Source organism: Martelella mangrovi, assembly GCF_040545495.1.
GTDB classification, from domain to species: domain Bacteria; phylum Pseudomonadota; class Alphaproteobacteria; order Rhizobiales; family Rhizobiaceae; genus Martelella; species Martelella mangrovi.
Map to the genome: position 1 here is coordinate 161,916 of NZ_JBEPLY010000009.1, position 17,699 is coordinate 179,614.

Below are 17,699 nucleotides of genomic sequence, written 5' to 3' on the forward strand. Positions count from 1 at the left end.
CATGGCGCTGATCGAGGTACGCAATCTGCGCAAGCAATATCATGACTTCCTTGCGCTCGATAATGTTTCCCTGACGGCTCAGTCGGGGCAACTTGTCACGCTGCTGGGGCCGTCGGGCTGCGGCAAGAGCACCACCTTGCGGTGCCTTGCCGGGTTTCTCGAGCCGAACGGCGGCTCGATCAACGTCGATGGCGAAAGCATCGTTTCCGTACCTCCCAACCGCCGGGATTTCGGTGTCGTCTTCCAGAACTACGCCCTATTTCCGCACATGACCGTCGCCGACAATATCGCCTACGGTCTGAAACTGCGGAAATATTCAAGGGGGGAGATCGAGACCCGGGTCTTCGACGTTATGAAACTTGTCCGCCTGACCGGCCTGGATGACCGTTATCCGCGCCAGATTTCAGGCGGACAGCAACAGCGCGTGGCGCTTGCCCGCGCGCTGGTTCTCAAGCCCCGCCTGCTGCTGCTGGACGAGCCGCTGGCCAATCTGGATGCCCGTCTGCGCGACGAGGTCCGCTGGCTGATCCGCGATATTCAGCAGCAATCCGGCATCACCGCATTTTACGTCACCCACGATCAGGCCGAGGCCATGGCGATTTCCGACATGGTCGCGGTGATGAAATCCGGACGGGTGGCGCAATTTGCAAGCCCGCGCGAGATTTACCAAAAGCCTGTCGAGCGCTATGTCGCCGACTTTACCGGCGAGGCCAATTTCTTGCCCTGCCAGTCTGTCGAACCCATTAGCCCGGGGCGCATGCGTGTGCAGGTGGCCGGCAGAACGCTTGAGGTCGACGGCGTTCCAACCATCAGCGCGTCCGACAGGGCCGAGCTTCTGCTGCGCCCGGAATCGCTGCGTTTCGTCAATACCGGCGAGGAACCGACCTTTACCGGCCGGATTAGCAAATCCGCATTTCTGGGCGCCTCGCAACATTGCGAGGTCGCGCTTGCCGACAACAGCAGCCTCAAGCTGGCCGCACCGCCAAATGCGGCACTCACCATCGGCGATGAGGTCGGCCTGGCTTTCGACCGTTCGCATGCATGGGTGATCCCGGAGGTCGAACCGTGAAGAACGCGCGAACATTGCGGCTGCTTCTGGCTGTCCCCGCCGTGGCCCTGATCTTCGTGTTCATGATCCTGCCGATCACGAACATGGTGGATATGAGCTTCCGCACGCCCGGAACCTCCCAGCCTTTCGGCGACCAGTACACGCTGATGAACTACACCCGTATTCTGGGCGACAATTATTATTGGGGCGTTCTTGCCCGTTCGCTGCTCACAGCAGCCACGGTCACATTTATCTGCCTGGTGGTCAGCTATCCGATCGCCTGGCATCTGTCACGCGCCAAGGGCATGAAGGCCGCCCTGCTCTACGCCTGCATCGCCTCGCCGCTGATGACCGGGGTTCTGGTCCGCAACTTCGGCTGGATGATCATTGCCGCCCTGAACGGCCCGCTGAACGAAACGCTGATCGGTCTCGGGATCATCGAGAGGCCGTTGCGCCTGCTCTTCACGCAGGGGCTGGTGGTGCTGGCGCTGGTGCATGTCTTCGTGCCCTTCATGGTGCTGCCGATCAACAATGCGCTGCGCAACATTCCGGCAAGCCTGCTGGAGGCCTCCGCGTCAATGGGCGCTTCCCGTTACCGCGTGTTTCGCGACATCGTCCTGCCGCTCAGCTTTCCCGGCATTCAGCCCGGCATCATCCTTGTCTATGTGCTGGCGGTCGCGGCCTATGTCACCCCGGCGCTGCTTGGCGGTCATATGGTCACATACATGCCCACGGTCATCATCGCCGAACTGACCGGAACCTTCCGCTGGCCGCTCGGTTCGTCACTGGCGATCATGCTGAGCGTCTCCACCGTCACCATCGTCATCATCTTCACGATGCTGACCTGGAAACTCCTGGAAAGGGCACGCCCATGACCTCCGCTCCGGTTCCGGCCGTGACGGGCAAAAAGCCGCTTGCCCTCGGCTTCGGCATTGTCATCGTCGCGCTTTACATCTTCCTTCTGGCGCCACTGGTGACGATCATCGGCGCATCCTTCACTGCGGGCCAGTTGATCGAATTTCCCCCGCAGGGTCTGTCGTTGCGCTGGTATGAAGAGTTTCTGTCCCGCCAGGATCTGGTCGACGGGCTTTTCATGTCACTGCGCATCGGCGCGATTACCGCGGTCGTCACCACCGTTATCGCCATGATGGCAGCTCTTGCCGGGCAAGCCATCAGCGGGCGGATCGGCGGCTGGTTCCAGCTTGGCATGACCCTTCCCCTGCTCGTGCCTGAATTGCTGACCGCCGTCGGTCTCCTGTTCTTCCTCTACAAGATCGGCCTGGGCAAAACGGTTCTCGGCCTGCAGATCGGCCACATTCTCATGTCCTTCCCCTATGCCTATGTATCGATATCGGCTGCGCTCAGGCAGGTGCCGGCGTCGCTCGAGGAGGCCTCCGCCAGTCTTGGCGCAAACGGCTGGCAGACATTCCGGCTGGTGATCCTGCCGCTCGTCAGGCCGGGGCTTGCCATGGGCGGCATCTTCGCCTTCATCAACAGTTTCGACCTCTACACCATCTCGCTTCTCTTGAAGCCGCTTGGCGGCAATACCCTGCCGCTGGCGCTGTTCGATTTTCTCACCTACGAGTTCAAGCCGACCGCTGCCGCAGCCGCCACCCTGTCGATCGTTCTGGCAATCATCGGTGTTGCGCTGGTTCAAAAACTCGTTGGCCTGCAGAGGGCCTTCTAGATGACCAGCCACAATCAGGAAATGCACACCGGCAGACAGTCCGGCAAAGCCCGTATTCTTTATCAGCTTGTCAGCCCCCTGCACCGCAGCGCGGGCCAGGGCGAAGTCGACCGGCGGTTACAGATGCTGAAGGCATGGGCTCCGGAAAGCGACATTGATATCGCCTCGCCCGAAGACGGCCCGGCCGCCGTTGAATCGGCAAGCGATGCAGCCATGGTCTTTCCCAGCCTGCGCAAGGCGGCACAAGGCTGGCAGGAGCACGGCTATGACGCCGTCGTCATCGGCTGTTTCAGCGACCCGGCAATCGGCGCACTGAAAGAGACATCAGGCATACAGGTTATCGGCCCCGGTGAGGCCGGCATGCTGGCCGCCGTCCAGATTGGCGAACGCTTCTCCGTCCTGTCCTCGACCCCGACACCGCCCGGCCTGCGCCGGCGCATTCGCGGCATCGGCATAGAACCGATGTTCGTTTCGGAGCGGCTGGTCAGCGCCTCGGTCGCGCAACTCGTCGGCGATCCCGAAAGGCACATGCCCGGCATCGTCGATCAGGCGCGGCAATGCATCGATGCCGGCGCCGATGTCATCGTGCTTGGATGCCTCGCCATGTCGTTTGCGCCGGGCATACCCGAGGCACTGAGCGACGCGATCGGCATACCGGTGATCAACCCGGTCATTGCCGGGCTGAAGGCAGCCGAAACCGTAATGCTCCACCAGGCAAGGCGGCCTGCGGAAACAATCCAAGAACCAAAAACGGCGTTTTGCGAAGGGAGCGAAGAATGAATGCCCAAAACCCCAACCTGCACACTGCGGATGCCTATCAGGATCTCGTCACTGCTGCCCGGTTCCAGTCGACCCGCCGGGTGCCCATTCCCGACCTGACCTATCCGGACGGCGTGCGCATTGCCGTGAATTTCACGCTGGACTTCGACGCCATGCTCCTCAGGCGCCTTTTAAACGAGCCATGGGGCCAGAAGGCGAAGGGTGAGTTCGGGGGCCGCATCGGCATCTGGCGGATACTCGACATGTTCGAGGCCAACGACGTCAAGGTCACGCTGTTTACCCCGGGCCGCATTGGCGAGCTTTATCCCAAGGCCCTGCACCGCGCGGTTGCGGCCGGGCACGAGCTTGCCGACCATATGTGGGAACACGATGTGCCCAAGGACCCGGCCATCGAGGAAGCGCACCTGAACCGGGCCGTCGCGACACTCTCGCAGATCGCCGGAAAGCCGATAACCGGAACACGTTCCAGCCACACACCGGCCCAGCTGCGCGCATGCGGGATCACCTACAATTCATTCACCTCGGCCAACACCACGCCGTTTTACGAGCTCGACGAACAGGGGGCGAACCCGCTGTTGCAGCTGCCTTTCCACTATGCGCTTGACGATGCGATGTTCTTCAGTTTCGGCTGGCTTGCCACACCCAATGCGGCGCAACGCATTCTCGATGTCGACGAGGTTTTCGAAATCTGGTGGGCCTCCTTCCTGCAGCAATACAAGAAAGGCGGCTATCTGAATTTCCTGCTCCATCCCTTTGTGTCCGGCCATGCCATGCGCGTCGATATGCTGGAACGGCTGATACAGCGCATGAAGACGCTGCCCGGCGTGTGGTTTCCCACCTGCGGAGCGGTTGCCGACCACATCTTTGCAAACCATCCCTTCAAGCCGGTGCAGGAGTAACGTCATGCCGTGGAAAGACAATTACACCACAAGCAATGAAGTCGCTGTCTCCGATTATAATGTCCGGTGGCCGGGCGATCGGCAGATGGCCATGCTCGTCACGGTCAACCTCAACCCCGCCGCAAAGCCTTCGGGCATCACCGAAAAGGACCTTGCCTATCCGACCTGGCATTTCGGCATGAATGAAGGGCTGGATGCCTTTCTCGACCTGTTTTCGGATCTGGGCATCAAAGCGACCTTTGCCGTGCCGGCCGTCATCGCCGACAGCTATGCAGCGCGCATGGAAACCATTCTGGACCATGGTCACGAGATCGCCGCGCAAGGTCTCTTCGGCGAAGACCCGGCGACCCTGTCGCCGGAGCAGGAAGCCGAACACATTCAATCGGCTACGGACATCATCACGCGGATTACCGGGCGCAGGCCCGAAGGGTGGTATGCGCTTTCCCGCCCGGACGATCTGTTTGCCACGGGCAGCGTGACGGACAGGACCATCGGGCTGTTGAAAGCAGCCGGCTACCGCTATTTCGGCAACGGCCTTGCCGACGACGCGCCCTACTGGTGGGTCAGTGATTTTGACAAGGCCGAAGGCCTGTTGACACTGCCCTATTATTATCACTTCGACGACACCTATTTCCTGATGTTCCCGCGGGAAGGCACCGGGCTTGAACGTCCCGAAGCGCTCAAACGCAACTGGCATGCGGAATTTCGCGCGCAATACCGACGCGAACGCTGCTTCAACATGTGCGTTTCACCGGCGCTATCGGGCTGGAGCCATCGCTTCGAGAATATGGCCGAGTTCCTGACCGACGCCATGTCGCATCCCGGCGTCTGGGCCGCGACAGGTGCCGAGGTGGCAGCCCACTGGCGCAAGCACTATCCCGAAGGGCCGGAACTCGGGCTTGAAGCGCCGATCTGGCAGGATTACGCGGACAGCCTGAGTTGACCATGCAGACCACCAACAGTGAAGACATCCTCAGCGGCCTGATGCGCTGGGTCGAGATCGATACCCCGACGGGCGCGTGCGATACAATCAGACGCCTTGTCGACCTGATCGAAGAGGAACTGCGCCCGCTCGGGCCGGAAATCGAGCGCATTGCCGGGCGGGACGGTATGGGCGATCATCTGATTGCCCGCTTTTCCGGCGGCCCCGGTCCCGGTGTTCTCGTCACCAGTCACATCGACACGGTCTGCGCGCCGGGCTCGGTCGGCATCCGCCGTGAGGGGGAGCGCCAGTATGGCCCGGGTATTGCCGACATGAAGGGCGGCGGCTATCTGGCCCTTTGCGCCATGCGCCGCCTGTTTTCCGAAGGCGTGCCCCTGCCCGGCCCGGTGACGCTGATCTATAACAGCGATGAAGAGATCGGCTCGCCGACCTCCCACCGGCTGATCGCCGACGAGGCACGCCGTCATGGCTGCGCGCTCATCCCCGAGCCCGCCCGTGGCGATGAGGTCATCACCTTCCGCAAGGGGCGCGGCAAGTACACGCTCGATTTCAACGGCGTCGAATCCCATGCGGGTTCGGCCTTTTCCGAGGGCCATTCGGCAATTTCCGAGCTGGCCCGGGCTGTCACCCGTCTTGATCGGCTGACAGATATCGAGGCCGGCACAACGGTCAATGTCGGCCGCATACGCGGCGGAACGGAACCGAATGTCGTGGCCGGGCACGCGGCCTGCGATATCGACATCCGTTTTTCAGATGACGCCAATGCGCGGGCCATCGAGGCTGCCATCCGGGCGATGAAACCCGAAGATGAAGCCGTCAGGATCGCGGTATCGGGCGAAATCGAAAAGCCCGCCCTTGCCCGCACATCGCAAACCGTGGCCATGATGGAAGCGGCGCGCGCCATCAACGCTGAACTGGGCGCACCGCTGAGTGAAACCCGCTCAGGCGGCGGCAGTGACGGCAATTTTACCGCCGCCGCCGGGATACCGACCCTTGATGGTCTCGGCGCGATCGGCAATGACTGGCATTCTCCCGGTGAACATATTCTCGTCGAGCCGCTGGCGCGCCGCCAGCATCTGCTTCAAGGCCTGATCATAAAATTCTCGCAAGAGCGACCTTAAGGATAACGGCATGCCAGACACTTTTCTTTCGCAATTCGGCCAGACACGCTCCGATATCAAGGCCCGCCACGCCCTGCTGACGCCGGAAAGCCATGAATGGATCACCCAGCCCGGCTGGTCGGATACCGCCTTTGCGTTTCTGATCTCGCCCGATCTCGGCGCGAAATTCGCCATGGCGCTGGTGTCATGCGATCAGGCGATCACGGCGCCATCGGCCGCACCGGGGATTGCCCGTTTCGTGTTCTGCACCAAGGGCGCGCTCAACCTTTCGACAGGCGACAGGCTGGGCGTCGAGGGTTTTGCCTTTGTGCCGCCGGACAGCGACATCACCCTGTCGGCCGAGGCCGGCGCCCGCTTCGTCCTGTTTGAATGGCGGTTCCTGCCGCGCGGCGATATTCCGGAGGCCGTCTGCGGATCCGTTGCCGATATCAAGGGCAGTGCGCTGCGCGGCGACGAGCGCCTGACCGTGCAGAAAATGCTGCCTGCCGATGCGGCCTTTGATTTCGAGTTCAACATCATGTCGTTCGAGCCCGGCGCCTCGCTGGCCTATGTGGAAACCCATTTCATGGAGCACGGTCTGCTGATGCTGGATGGCGGCGGCGTCTACCGCCTCGACACGGACTGGTACCCGGTCACCGCCGGCGACGCCATCTGGATGGGCCCGCATGTGCCGCAATGGTTTGGCGCGCTGGGCCGCACGCCCTCACGCTATCTCATCTGCAAGAACTATAATCGCTCGCCGCTTGCGCCCCGTTGAGGGGTAGCTAGCCGCCATATTGTGCAAACAGCGCCTTGATGCCGGCGGAAAAGGCCGCCGAGGAAATGCTGGGTGTGCGCCCGGCAATACGACAGCAGGAAAGCGCCTTGCGGTCGATGGCGGCATCGGTGATTTCGATGAAGGCAATCTGTTCGGTGCGCCGTTGCAGGAAACGACCGATGACCATGCTGACCCCCATGCCGTTTTCCACCATCTGCCGCAGCAGGGTGAAGGAATTGGTGGTCATGATCGGCCGCACATCCACACCGGAGCGGATAAAGGCGTCATGAAGCATCTGGTGCAGGGTGAGCGAGGGATCGGGGAAGATAAATTTTTCGCCCGTGATTTCCTCCAGCTTGACCCGCTGGCGTTTCGCCAGGGGATGATTGCGCGGGGTGATCAGATATGTGCGCCGTTTCAGCGTGGCGAGTATCTCGAACTCGCCGGTCATGGGAATATTGTAGCCAAGTCCGATCTCGATATCGCCGTCGCGCAGCCGCGCCAGCATATCCGGAGTGTTCTCCACCATGATCGTGTATTTGAGATTGGGATAGTTGCGATGGAGATTATTGAGAATGCCGGGAAGCAGATCGGTCGCAAGGGCCTCGTTCACGCCGAGCCGCAGATGGCCGCGCTGAATACCATGCAGTTCCTGCAGTTCTTCGCGCGCCACCACAAGCTCGTTGATCACCGAGGTGCAGCGGTGCAGAAGAATTTCGCCGGCTTCCGTCAGTTCGAGCCCCGCCCGACCCCGGCCGCGAATGAACAGCTCGACGCCCAGCGTTTCTTCCAGGTTCTTTATCTGCTTGCTCACCGCAGACGGCGCAATGTTGACCTTGTCTGCGGCAGCGCGAAACGAACCCTCACGCGCCACCTCAACAAAATACCGAAGACTGGGGAGCCGGGAAAGAACGGCGCTGCTGGCCATGATCATCCTTGGAAAAACAGGCTGCTGCAGGGTACGCAGCGCAATTGCTGGAGGTAAGACGTTGCAACAGCGGGACATGAAAAGCAATCTGATTGCAAGACTTTCAAGCATCCTGACACCCAACGAACTGCTGCTTTCTGCCGAGGAGCGGCAGCGCTTTGCCAGCGATCAATCCGGGCTTGACGGCGCATTGCCCCTGGCAGTGCTGCGCCCGGCGACAGTCGCGGCATTATCGGAAGCGGTGAAGGTCTGCGCGGCCGCCGGCGTGGCGATGGTCCCCCAGGGCGGGCGCACCGGCCTTTCCGGCGGGGCCTGCGCCACCGGCAATTGTGTCATCGTTTCGACAATGCTGATGAGCGGCATTGCCGAGATCGATGCCGACGCGATGACCATGACCGTGTGGGCCGGAACGCCGCTGCAGGTCGTGCAGGAGGCCGCACTCGAGCACGGACTGGAATACCCGGTGGATATCGGTGCGCGCGGGTCGGCCACCATCGGCGGAACCATTGCCACCAATGCCGGGGGTATCCGCGTCCTGCGCCATGGCATGACCCGGCAGCATGTGCTCGGTCTGGAGGTCGTCCTGCCGGACGGGCGGATCGTTGCGCGTCTGGGAAAGCTGGTGAAGGACAATGCCGGGCTCGACCTGAAGCACCTGTTTATCGGCTCGGAAGGTATTTTCGGCGTGATAACGCGCGCTGTCCTTCAGCTTCGCCCGGCAACGCGCGCCTGCACCGCAGCCCTGCTGGCCGTGCGTGATCACGACGCCGCACTCGCCTGCCTTTCGGCCGCCCGCCGGACCTTTGCCGGCAGGTTGACGGCCTTTGAAGGCATGTGGCCCGACTACTGGGATTTCGTCTGCCACAAGACCGAACTTGCAGCCTCGCCACTGGCCGCAGACCACGGCTTTTACATCCTTGCGGAGTTCGCACTGGAGGGCGATGACAGTGCGCATTTCGAAAACTGGCTCGGCCAGCTTCTGGAAGACGGCATCGTCGAGGATGGCGTCATCGCCAAATCGCTGTCCGAAACGCAGGCGCTCTGGCGCGTGCGCGAGGCGATCGGCGATGTCGATGCTGATTTCGGCGCACACATCAATTTCGACCTCGGCATCAGCCCGTCGCAACTCGGTCATTTCTGCGATGCGGGCGATCGGCTTCTGGCCGGCATGGCAGGCGTTACCGGAACCCTGAAGGTCGGTCATGTCGGTGATGGAAACGTCCATTTTCTGGTCGGTCATGAAGACGATGCCGAAGTCAGCGACCGGATCGAGCAAGCGCTCTACGCCCTCGTCCGGGACTATGGCGGCACGATCACCGCCGAACACGGCGTCGGTCGTCTCAAACGCGACTGGCTTTCATGCTGCCGCTCACCGAAGGAAGTCGACCTGATGCGGCAGCTGAAATCGATGCTGGACCCGGGCCAGATCATGAACCCCGGCGCGTTGGTCTAAAAGGGCGCCCGCACGGCAAGACGGAAGGCGGCTTTCGTCCCGATCAATTTCAGGTCAACGCCGCTTCCAGACTGCTGACAAACCCTTGTTGCAGACACTCCGAGCCACCTAACCGCTGTCCGTCACCCCGGACTTGATCCGGGGTCCAGGGCGGCACGACGAAAGTGCCGGTGGGTACCTTTGTCAATAAACTGTCAGAGCGACACCGCTTCTGTCGCAGTCTCGTCCTCTTCTTCTTCACCGACATCAATGCCGAAACTGTCAATCGGATAGCCGTAGAGCGTCATGTTCGCAAGGCCGAGCGAAGACCGCAAGCTGCTGTTGACCAGATGGCATTCCAGCAAGGCGATATCGAGGTCGCGCTGGCTATTGCTGCGGGCAATCAGCGCGTCGTAATAGTCTTCCTCCGTATCCAGAAGATCGGTCAGACTGCGGGTTCCCAGATCGAAATACTGGCTTCGATAAAGCGTTCTGGTTTCATCGAGAAGCTTGATCTGGCGATCGGACGAGGCGATCAGCTCACGGGCATTGGTCATCGCCGTTCCGGCATCAAGCGAATCCAGCGAGGCGCTTCTGTGCACCTTGTCCAGGTTGGCGCGGGCTGCTGCAAGCGCCTCTTCGGCGGCCTTCTTCCCCGCTTCGATGGCCCCGCCGCGAAACAGGGTCGGCACCACGTTGAAATTGACGCCGACACGGAAGCCCTCGTCATAAAGCGGCTGGCGGCCATAAACTTCCGCCGAAACGCCGGGTAGCCGCGCCTTGGATGCATCTTCATAATCGAGCTGAGCCTTGGCAATCTTCAGCCGGGCGAGCGCGATTTCCGGCAAGGTGTCGGAAATCGCCTCCGTGGGAACGCAGGCGCCTGGAACATCGGACAGACTGACATCGATATTCACAGCAAACGGACCGGAATATTCCCGGAGCTGATTGGCTGCCCGATCGCGTTCAGATTTCATCTCGAGAAGGTCGTGCTTGGCCTTTTCCAGACTGTTCGAAGCCGCCAGCACATCCGGCTGCGTCGTCGCGCCGGCCGCCGCACGCTGACTGATGAGATCGCTGAGTTCATTCAGCCGGGCAACGCGTTTTCCATCGATTTCGACGTTTCTGCGGTATCGGCTGAATTCGGCATAGGCCGTCAGGACGTTGCCGAGCACCGTGTCGGCATTGCTCTGGAATTGCAGCAGGGCCTCCTGGGCCGTGATGTCGGCCCGGGCAACCTCGCGGTCGGTCTTGCCGAAGTCGAAAAGAAGCTGGTCGGCCGAAAGCACGAAGGCCGGATCGCCGGCATCGCCCACACCGCCGGTGACGCCACCGCCGATCATCGGCATATAACCGCCCTTGGCGACATCGATATTTCCCGTTTCCTCGCGAATGACGGCAGCCTGCTCGATCATTGCAGGGCTCTGGTAAAGCGCAATCTGTACAAGACCGTCGAGCGACTGCCCGGCGGCAGCCATGTCCACAGGCTCCTGCACTGCCGGCCGTTCCTTCCGGATCGAGCCGGTCCGGTCTTCAAAAGAAACTGAGGGGCGTCCGTTTCCACTTGTCGAGCAGCCAGTCGAGGCGATGACCAGCCCAAAAACAAGCAACAATAACGGTCGCCGTGCGGCCGCCGCCGCACAGTGCATTATCCGGTGTATCACTGCGCTTCCACGTCATGATGTCTTGAAGTACACACTCAAGACATATCTTCCAGGGCTGTTTGTTCCCGAGCGGATAACGCAAGCACAGATTGCTGCAGGAAATAACGAATCAGTGCTGACAGCATGCCATAAACAGGCTTTCAAGAAAATAGTTTTGCAATCAACAGATTGATTCCGTTCGCAAAGCGGAGGATGTAACCCCCGCCTCAAGACGTGCAGCGAACAATACACTTTCTACGTTAAGGTCAGCCGCGACCGGTCATCAGGTCCCGGCATTGCGGCCTGCGCCAGACCGTTTCGTCAACCTTCTGCGTTTTGTCGAACAGCACCTTGTACTGGCAGACAATCTCGCCGTCGCGCGCTGTTGTGAACTTGAGATTATAATCCCAGACAGAGGTATTGCCCCTCTTTGCGGCCTGAACCGGCTGGCCAAGCAGTGATGCAACCTGCTCCTGCGCCGCACCGATTTCCACCTGACGGACAAGCTCGACCGTTACCGGTTTGCCATCGCGCACAAAATTTGCGTCAAGCTCGGTCAGGGCCGGCGTGACGCTTTCGAACCTCATATTCGCCTTTTGCTCATTCAGCCCCCCGGCAAAGGCAGGCCCCACGAAAATGGCCCCAGCCAGCACGGCGATGGATACTCTTTTCAGCATTTCGCTCTCCTTTTATGTGTCAGTCATGGTCGGGGCGCCCGGGTGAACAGGCCGGTTACCCCGGGTTCATCAGCGTTCCCGCAAGGCCTCACGGCCACGGTTGAGCGGTTTGATCAGATAGTCCCAGATGGTCTTCTCACCCGTCTTGATATCGACGGACGCAACCATGCCGGGGCTGATGGGAAAACGTTTGCCGGCCTTGTTGACGAGTGCGTCCGAGGCCGTGCGGATATAAACCCGGTAATAGAGGTTTTCCGGATTGATCTCGTCGCGGATCGTATCTGGCGAAATGTTTTCAACCGAGCCTTCCAGCCCGCCATAGACCGAATAGTCATAGGCGGTGATCTTCACGAGCGCCGGTTGCCCGGGGTGAATGAAGGCAATATCGCGCGGCGAAACCCTTGCCTCGATCAGCAGCTGATCGTTCAGCGGAACGATGGTCATCACCGCGCCATTGGGCGAAATGACACCGCCGATCGTCGTCACGGCGACGTCCTTGACGATGCCGTGCACCGGGGAGCGGATCGTCGTGTGAGAAATCGTATCCTCAAGCCCGTGAAGCGTGGACAGCAGCGACTGAACCTTTGCCTGGGCCTCCGCCAGTTTTTCACCGCTTTCGACAATGTATTTGGACCGCATGTCGTCCATCTTCAGCTTGATGTCGGCTCGGTCGCGCTTCAGCCGGATCAGCTCGACCTTGCTGGCCGCGCCGGTCTCGACCAGCGGCGTCATCAGCCGGAGTTGCTCGTCAATCAGCGCCATATCCGCTTTCATATCGGCAAGCGACTCGTGGTAGCTGTCCTGACGGGCGACAAACAGCGCTCGTTCGGAAGCGGTCAGATCGGGAAAACCATCAAGCGCGGCCGGAAAATTGACGGTTTCCGCCCCTGTGACCTCTGCCTGCAGGCGGGCGGCCTGGGCCAGCGAGGCGCGGTAGCGCGCAGCCGTTTCATCATATTCCGCCTGTGCGCGGGTAGGATCGAGCCTGGCGATGATCTGCCCCTTGTCAACAATCTCTCCGGCGCTGACATCGAGTTCCGACAGAATGCCGCCGTCGAAAGACTGAACCGTCTGCTCGTGCGACAGCGGCACGACCGTTCCCGGACCGGAAGACACCTCTTCAACCGAGAAGAAATAGGCCCAGACGAGAAAGGCCGTGATCATCAGCGCCAGTATCAGCACCACCTTGCCTGCGCCGCTGGCGGAAATATCATCGCCTTCAATCAGGTCTTCATACGTGCCTGCGGTCATTGGGCCGCCTCCTTGCGTCTTTTGGCGGCATGGGCCTCGCCCTTGCGCAGGCGCGCGAGAATTGCGTCCCGTGGGCCGTCCATGATGATCCTGCCGTTGGAAACCACAATCAGTCGATCCACCAGTGTGAGAACGGACGGCTTGTGGGTCGCAACGACCAGTGTCGTTCCCGCGTCCAGCCCGCCGAGCGCCGACAGAATTTTCTGTTCAGCCGTTTCATCAAGTGCGGCCGTCGGCTCATCGAGAAGAACGACGGACGGCGTGCGCAGAAGAAGCCGTGCGAGAATGATGGCCTGGCGCTGTCCGCCCGACAGGCCATGTCCGCCCTCCTGGATCATGCGATCCAGCCCTTCCGGCATCTTGCGGACGAATTCCCACGCACCGGTGCGTTCGAGAGCGGCAATCAGCTCCTCGTCGCGGGCATTGGGCGCGCCGAGGCAGAGGTTTTCGCGAATTGTGCCGTAAAAAAGCCGTGCATTCTGGCCGGCAAGACCGATATCGCGGCGCAGGTCGGCGGGGTCGACATGCGTGATGTTTGCGCTGTCAATCAGGACAGTACCGGACCGTGCTTCCATCAGACCCGACAGCCCCTGAAGCAGGGTCGACTTTCCGGCTCCGTTGCGGCCAATGACCCCCACTTTCGAGCCCGCCCGGATCTTCAGGTCGTCGACGGTCAGAACCGGTTCTTCCTCATAGGCAAAAACGGCCTTCTGCAGGTGAAAGGCCCCTTCAATGGCCGATTTGTGGATTCGCTTTGCATTTTCGGGGTGATCGACAGGCAGCATCATGATCTTGTCGAGGCTTTCGCTCGCGATCCGCGCCTGCTGCCAGCGATTGAGGACCTGTGTGACACTTGCCAGCGGCGCCAGCATGCGCGTGGAAAGCATCGCCGCAGCAACAAGGGCACCGGTCGTCATGTCGCCATACATCACCGCCGGCGCCCCGACGCCGACAACCGCGATATAGACCATGCCCTGCACGGTCTGCGTCCAGTTGCCGAGCGTGCCCACAAGGTCACGCAGCTTCATGCCGGAATCGGCGTTGACGGCATTGTAGTGGTTCCAGTGGTTCTGGAACCGGTCTTCGGCCTGCAGCAGCTTGATGTCGTCCAGGCCCTGCACCGCTTCCACCAGCATGGCGTTGCGGAGCGCGGATTCGCGCATGTTTGCCTTGGCAAGTTCGCGCAGTTTTCTCTGCGCCAGAATGCCGGGCGCAATCAGGAGCAGGACGGCAACGGCCGGAACCCAGACAAGATTTCCCGCCACCCACCAGAAGATCACGCAAAACAGCAGGAAGAAGGGCAGATCCGCAATCGCCGACACCGCCGAGGCGGTCATCATTTCGCGCACATGCTCCAGTTCGCGCAGCTGGGCAATGAATGTGCCGGTGGCGCGCGGCCGGGCAATATTCTTGACCCTGAGCGCGCGTCCGAAGACCTTGTCGGATATGCGCAGGTCGGCGCGCTTGCCGAGCACATCGGTGATCTTCATGCGCATCTGACGCATGATGAAGGCGAACAGAACCGCCAGAAAAGCACCGCCCGCGAGAACGAAAAGCGTGGGATAGGACTGGGCCGGCACAACCCGGTCATAGACCTGCATGGAGAAGATGACGCTGGCAAGCGCCAGAATATTGGCCACCAGCGAGGCCAGCATGATGAAGAAATAGGGCCGAAAATCGGCCAGAACGATCGATCGCAGCCAGTTTTTCCGGAACGGTTCGATATAATCGTCGATCCGGCTGTCCGGCATATCGCCCGCCGGCCTGACAACCGCCACCAGTTCGACACGGTCTTTCAGATCGGCAATCGCGACATCGGAAGAAAGACCGCCATCGCCGGAAAAGGTCAGCGCGAACCTGTCTCCGTTGCGCCCACTGGCAACGGCAACCTGTCCGTCCTTCAAGAACACAATGACGGGAAGGCGCATCGGTGTGATCTTGCGGACATCGCGGTCGATAAACCGGATCGCCAGTCCGGCCTGCCGCGCCAGCTTGCCAAAGACCCGCTTGCGGTCACCGCTCTGGCCCCAGGCATCCACCAGCCTGAGCTGTTCGGGCGAGCAGTCTATCCGGTAGTGTCCGGCAACGGTCAGCAAGGCTTCTATCCACCGGTCGGAAACAACCTCCGGCTCCCTCGAAAGACCGGCCGCATCGCCGACTGCGCGATTGTCTTTGATATGTATGTTCATCTTCTGGCCAGGTTCTTTGAAGGGGCTGTCCGGACCGGGGACACAGCAATGCGTCTCCCGCCGATGGGACTTCGCGTCTCATCGAAACGCGAAGTCACCCCGGTTGTTGTTCTGGTGCAATTCCGGACGGGCAAACAATGTCCGCTTTTTCCGGAATTGCGCTGTCAGCATTGGTGGCCTGATTCAGCCCACCATCGCTGCATGGTCTTCAATCTCGTCGAGATCGACATTCACGGTTCCGGCATCAGCCGGTTCCGATGCGCCGGCAGCCGTGCCGGTGTTGTTTTCCTCAGGCAGATAGGCCTCCAGACTTTCGACATTGTCCTCGTAGACGAGGTCGTCAGCCGTGAGGTCGTTATCTTCGCCCAACACCGACACCGTGTTTTCGTCGCCGGCATCCGCGTCGTCATACGCACCGCCAAGTCCCAGGGTTTGCACGTGAAGGTCGGAAGCGGCCGTTGCGAAGACAGGGTCTGCATCCACGGCATCGGCACTGTCGGCCTCAAGTGCCATGCTTGCCGTTGCACTTGCCCCGGCCGTCGCGGATTGAACGTCAACCGTCAGGGTCGCGCTGCTCGTGTCACCGCTATCATCGGTCAGAACATAATCGAAAGCCTCGGTTCCGGTCGTGGTTTCGGAATCGGCCTCATAGACCCAGTCGCCACTTTCGAAATCGAATGTGAGCGAACCGCCCTGCGCCGTATCGACAGTAAAGGTGGCATCATCCGAAACGGTATTCCCTTGACTGTCGACAACCCCGTCTGTGCCGTAGGTATAGGTCTCGCCGTCAACGGCGATGGACAGGATATGGCCGCCATCAACGCCCAGAAGGTCATCATCCGCCGTGCCGGCAATATCATCGTCGCCGCGCAGAACATTGCCCGAGACTTCCGCTCCCTTGAGGGAGTCGATCAACTCGTCCACCAGAGCGTCGAAGTTGGAAACCTCGATGACGTGGTTATCGCCGTCAGCTTCATCGACATCCTGCAGCCGGGGAACGCTGACACCCTGGCCGATACCCACCGTCTGCACTTCGATATCGTTGTTGGCGACGAAATCGTTCCATGCAGCTTCGGTGTTGCTCAGCAATGAGTGGTCGATGTGGCCCCACGACCCGGATGTCTGTTCGGTGGGTTCGCCATCACTCATGAAGAAAACCCGGTTGTCATAGCCGTCGATCGGCTGGAAGTCCTCCTTGGTCTGGTTGACGGCTTCCGTATAGTCCGTTCCGCCTCTCATGGGGCGGTTATTTTCCCAAGCATCGACCTGTGCAGCGAAGTCGTTGTAGTTGGTGAAGGACATGGTCGAACTGGCATCCGAAGCGAACGCTATAAGCTGGATCTGGACATCGCCGGTCGTCCCTTCGAAGAAGGTCTGACCTGCGGCCTTGACAGCCTGAAGCATCTGATCCGCCTCATCATCGGAAACGCTGCCGCTGAAATCGAGCACGAACGCAACATTGAAGTCCCGGTCGCTGCTGAAATCATCGCCACCGATCGTCAGGTTGCTGTGGTCGTCCTGCGCCAGCGGCTCATAGCGGTCGAAGATTTCCGCGTCCGTGCCGCCCTCGCCCAGATTGCCGGCAATATCGGTATAACTGTCATCGGCAACCGTGACGGAAACCTCTCCGCCCGCGTTTTCCGGCGTCACCGTCGCCGTCCAGGTATGATCGTCAACCTGCGTCAGGTCGGACAGCGTGCCGTTGCCAACGCTGACATCGGACGCATCGAAACCGTCAACCGCTTCGGAGAAGGTGAAGGTCACTTCACCCGTCTGGCCGTTATTGACGATATCGACATTGACGGACGGACCGGAGACATCGAAGTCTTCCGAGCCAACGCCTTCCGAGCCTTCATTGCCGGCCGTATCGGTGTAGGAACCGTCGGTGACCGTGGCCGTGACCTCGCCATTGGCCGTCGGCGTGATCGTTGCCGTCCACACCTGATTGCCGGCGCCGTCAACATCCCATGTTCCGTCCGTGCCGAGATCGGCATTGACGAGATCGAGGTCGGCGGACGGGTCGAAGGTCGTGGTGTCGGTGTCCGGTGCGAAGGTCAGAACCAGCGTGCCGTCCTGGCCGTTGTCGGTGATCGCAACATCGACCGTCGGCGCGGTGCGGTCGAAGACATCGCTGTCAGAACCGGCAGAGCCTGCATTGCCCGCAAGGTCGGTATAGGAACCGGCCGCGACGGATACCGTCACATCGCCGGTGGCATCCGGCGTCACCGTCGCCGTCCAGGTATGATCGTCAACCTGCGTCAGGTCGGACAGCGTGCCGTTGCCAACGCTGACATCACCGGCATCGAAACCGTCGACCGCTTCGGAGAAGGTGAAGGTCACTTCA

At 60.8% G+C, this 17,699-nt stretch carries 16 protein-coding genes; 10 read left to right on the forward strand and 6 right to left on the reverse strand.

Annotation, left to right across the window (positions count from 1 at the left end):
• Position 1: 1 nt before the first annotated feature.
• The 8 genes from ABID12_RS13805 to allE are packed head-to-tail and all read left to right on the forward strand — an operon-like array spanning position 2 to position 7,235.
• Positions 2-1,069: an ABC transporter ATP-binding protein gene (locus tag ABID12_RS13805; protein WP_354434702.1), complete on the forward strand. Its 1,068-nt coding sequence runs from the start codon at positions 2-4 to the stop codon at positions 1,067-1,069.
• Entirely contained in the window at positions 1,066-1,923 is an 858-nt protein-coding gene (locus tag ABID12_RS13810; protein ID WP_354434703.1) for an ABC transporter permease, read from the forward strand. The genes ABID12_RS13805 and ABID12_RS13810 overlap by 4 nt, the downstream gene beginning before the upstream one ends.
• A complete protein-coding gene (locus ABID12_RS13815; protein ID WP_354434704.1) occupies positions 1,920-2,735 on the forward strand; it encodes an ABC transporter permease in 816 nt (271 codons plus the stop codon). Before ABID12_RS13810 ends, ABID12_RS13815 begins: the two co-directional genes overlap by 4 nt.
• A complete protein-coding gene (locus ABID12_RS13820) occupies positions 2,736-3,515 on the forward strand; it encodes an aspartate/glutamate racemase family protein (protein ID WP_354434705.1) in 780 nt (259 codons plus the stop codon).
• Entirely contained in the window at positions 3,512-4,414 is a 903-nt protein-coding gene (locus ABID12_RS13825; protein WP_354434706.1) for a polysaccharide deacetylase family protein, read from the forward strand. The genes ABID12_RS13820 and ABID12_RS13825 overlap by 4 nt, the downstream gene beginning before the upstream one ends.
• Positions 4,415-4,418: 4 nt before the next feature.
• The gene (locus ABID12_RS13830; protein ID WP_354434707.1) at positions 4,419-5,357 is read left to right on the forward strand and encodes a polysaccharide deacetylase family protein; all 939 of its coding nucleotides are present in this window, start codon (positions 4,419-4,421) and stop codon (positions 5,355-5,357) included.
• Between the two features lie 2 nt (positions 5,358-5,359).
• Positions 5,360-6,478 (forward strand): M20 family metallopeptidase, encoded by a 1,119-nt coding sequence (locus ABID12_RS13835; RefSeq protein WP_354434708.1) that lies wholly within the window; start codon positions 5,360-5,362, stop codon positions 6,476-6,478.
• A gap of 10 nt (positions 6,479-6,488) precedes the next feature.
• Positions 6,489-7,235 (forward strand): (S)-ureidoglycine aminohydrolase, encoded by a 747-nt coding sequence (gene allE, locus ABID12_RS13840; protein WP_354434709.1) that lies wholly within the window; start codon positions 6,489-6,491, stop codon positions 7,233-7,235.
• A 7-nt stretch (positions 7,236-7,242) separates the two neighbouring features.
• Here the strand turns inward: allE and ABID12_RS13845 are convergent, their stop codons facing one another.
• Positions 7,243-8,163 (reverse strand): LysR family transcriptional regulator, encoded by a 921-nt coding sequence (locus tag ABID12_RS13845; RefSeq protein ID WP_354434710.1) that lies wholly within the window; start codon positions 8,161-8,163, stop codon positions 7,243-7,245.
• A 76-nt stretch (positions 8,164-8,239) separates the two neighbouring features.
• Here ABID12_RS13845 and ABID12_RS13850 point away from each other — a divergent pair, with 76 nt between their 5' ends.
• Positions 8,240-9,616 carry an FAD-binding oxidoreductase gene (locus ABID12_RS13850; RefSeq protein ID WP_354434711.1) on the forward strand — a complete coding sequence of 459 codons (1,377 nt, stop codon included), beginning with the start codon at positions 8,240-8,242 and terminating at the stop codon, positions 9,614-9,616.
• A gap of 194 nt (positions 9,617-9,810) precedes the next feature.
• Here ABID12_RS13850 and ABID12_RS13855 read toward each other — a convergent pair whose 3' ends face one another.
• Entirely contained in the window at positions 9,811-11,073 is a 1,263-nt protein-coding gene (locus ABID12_RS13855; protein ID WP_354434712.1) for a TolC family protein, read from the reverse strand.
• On the opposite strand from ABID12_RS13855, the gene ABID12_RS13860 reads away from it, so the two are divergent.
• Positions 11,072-11,431 carry a hypothetical protein gene (locus tag ABID12_RS13860; protein WP_354434713.1) on the forward strand — a complete coding sequence of 120 codons (360 nt, stop codon included), beginning with the start codon at positions 11,072-11,074 and terminating at the stop codon, positions 11,429-11,431. The genes ABID12_RS13855 and ABID12_RS13860 overlap by 2 nt on opposite strands.
• Before the next feature lie 73 nt (positions 11,432-11,504).
• Here ABID12_RS13860 and ABID12_RS13865 read toward each other — a convergent pair whose 3' ends face one another.
• The 4 genes from ABID12_RS13865 to ABID12_RS13880 form a co-directional block, all read right to left on the reverse strand.
• Positions 11,505-11,915: an outer membrane protein assembly factor BamE gene (locus tag ABID12_RS13865; RefSeq protein ID WP_354434714.1), complete on the reverse strand. Its 411-nt coding sequence runs from the start codon at positions 11,913-11,915 to the stop codon at positions 11,505-11,507.
• Positions 11,916-11,984: 69 nt separating this feature from the next.
• Entirely contained in the window at positions 11,985-13,166 is a 1,182-nt protein-coding gene (locus ABID12_RS13870; RefSeq protein WP_354434715.1) for an HlyD family type I secretion periplasmic adaptor subunit, read from the reverse strand.
• A complete protein-coding gene (locus tag ABID12_RS13875; RefSeq protein ID WP_354434716.1) occupies positions 13,163-15,355 on the reverse strand; it encodes a type I secretion system permease/ATPase in 2,193 nt (730 codons plus the stop codon). Before ABID12_RS13875 ends, ABID12_RS13870 begins: the two co-directional genes overlap by 4 nt.
• Positions 15,356-15,538: 183 nt before the next feature.
• The coding region (locus tag ABID12_RS13880; RefSeq protein ID WP_354434717.1) for an Ig-like domain-containing protein at positions 15,539-17,699 on the reverse strand (2,161 nt) is incomplete at its 5' end.

What these genes read in the sequence shown, in the direction of transcription:
- ABID12_RS13805 (WP_354434702.1), top strand. Translation starts at nt 2, where the DNA reads ATGGCGCTGATCGAGGTACGCAATCTGCGCAAGCAATATCATGACTTC.
- ABID12_RS13815 (WP_354434704.1), top strand. Translation starts at nt 1,920, where the DNA reads ATGACCTCCGCTCCGGTTCCGGCCGTGACGGGCAAAAAGCCGCTTGCC.
- ABID12_RS13820 (WP_354434705.1), top strand. Translation starts at nt 2,736, where the DNA reads ATGACCAGCCACAATCAGGAAATGCACACCGGCAGACAGTCCGGCAAA.
- ABID12_RS13825 (WP_354434706.1), top strand. Translation starts at nt 3,512, where the DNA reads ATGAATGCCCAAAACCCCAACCTGCACACTGCGGATGCCTATCAGGAT.
- ABID12_RS13830 (WP_354434707.1), top strand. Translation starts at nt 4,419, where the DNA reads ATGCCGTGGAAAGACAATTACACCACAAGCAATGAAGTCGCTGTCTCC.
- ABID12_RS13835 (WP_354434708.1), top strand. Translation starts at nt 5,360, where the DNA reads ATGCAGACCACCAACAGTGAAGACATCCTCAGCGGCCTGATGCGCTGG.
- allE (WP_354434709.1), top strand. Translation starts at nt 6,489, where the DNA reads ATGCCAGACACTTTTCTTTCGCAATTCGGCCAGACACGCTCCGATATC.
- ABID12_RS13845 (WP_354434710.1), bottom strand. Translation starts at nt 8,163, where the DNA reads ATGGCCAGCAGCGCCGTTCTTTCCCGGCTCCCCAGTCTTCGGTATTTT.
- ABID12_RS13850 (WP_354434711.1), top strand. Translation starts at nt 8,240, where the DNA reads ATGAAAAGCAATCTGATTGCAAGACTTTCAAGCATCCTGACACCCAAC.
- ABID12_RS13860 (WP_354434713.1), top strand. Translation starts at nt 11,072, where the DNA reads ATGTCCACAGGCTCCTGCACTGCCGGCCGTTCCTTCCGGATCGAGCCG.
- ABID12_RS13855 (WP_354434712.1), bottom strand. Translation starts at nt 11,073, where the DNA reads ATGGCTGCCGCCGGGCAGTCGCTCGACGGTCTTGTACAGATTGCGCTT.
- ABID12_RS13865 (WP_354434714.1), bottom strand. Translation starts at nt 11,915, where the DNA reads ATGCTGAAAAGAGTATCCATCGCCGTGCTGGCTGGGGCCATTTTCGTG.
- ABID12_RS13870 (WP_354434715.1), bottom strand. Translation starts at nt 13,166, where the DNA reads ATGACCGCAGGCACGTATGAAGACCTGATTGAAGGCGATGATATTTCC.
- ABID12_RS13875 (WP_354434716.1), bottom strand. Translation starts at nt 15,355, where the DNA reads ATGAACATACATATCAAAGACAATCGCGCAGTCGGCGATGCGGCCGGT.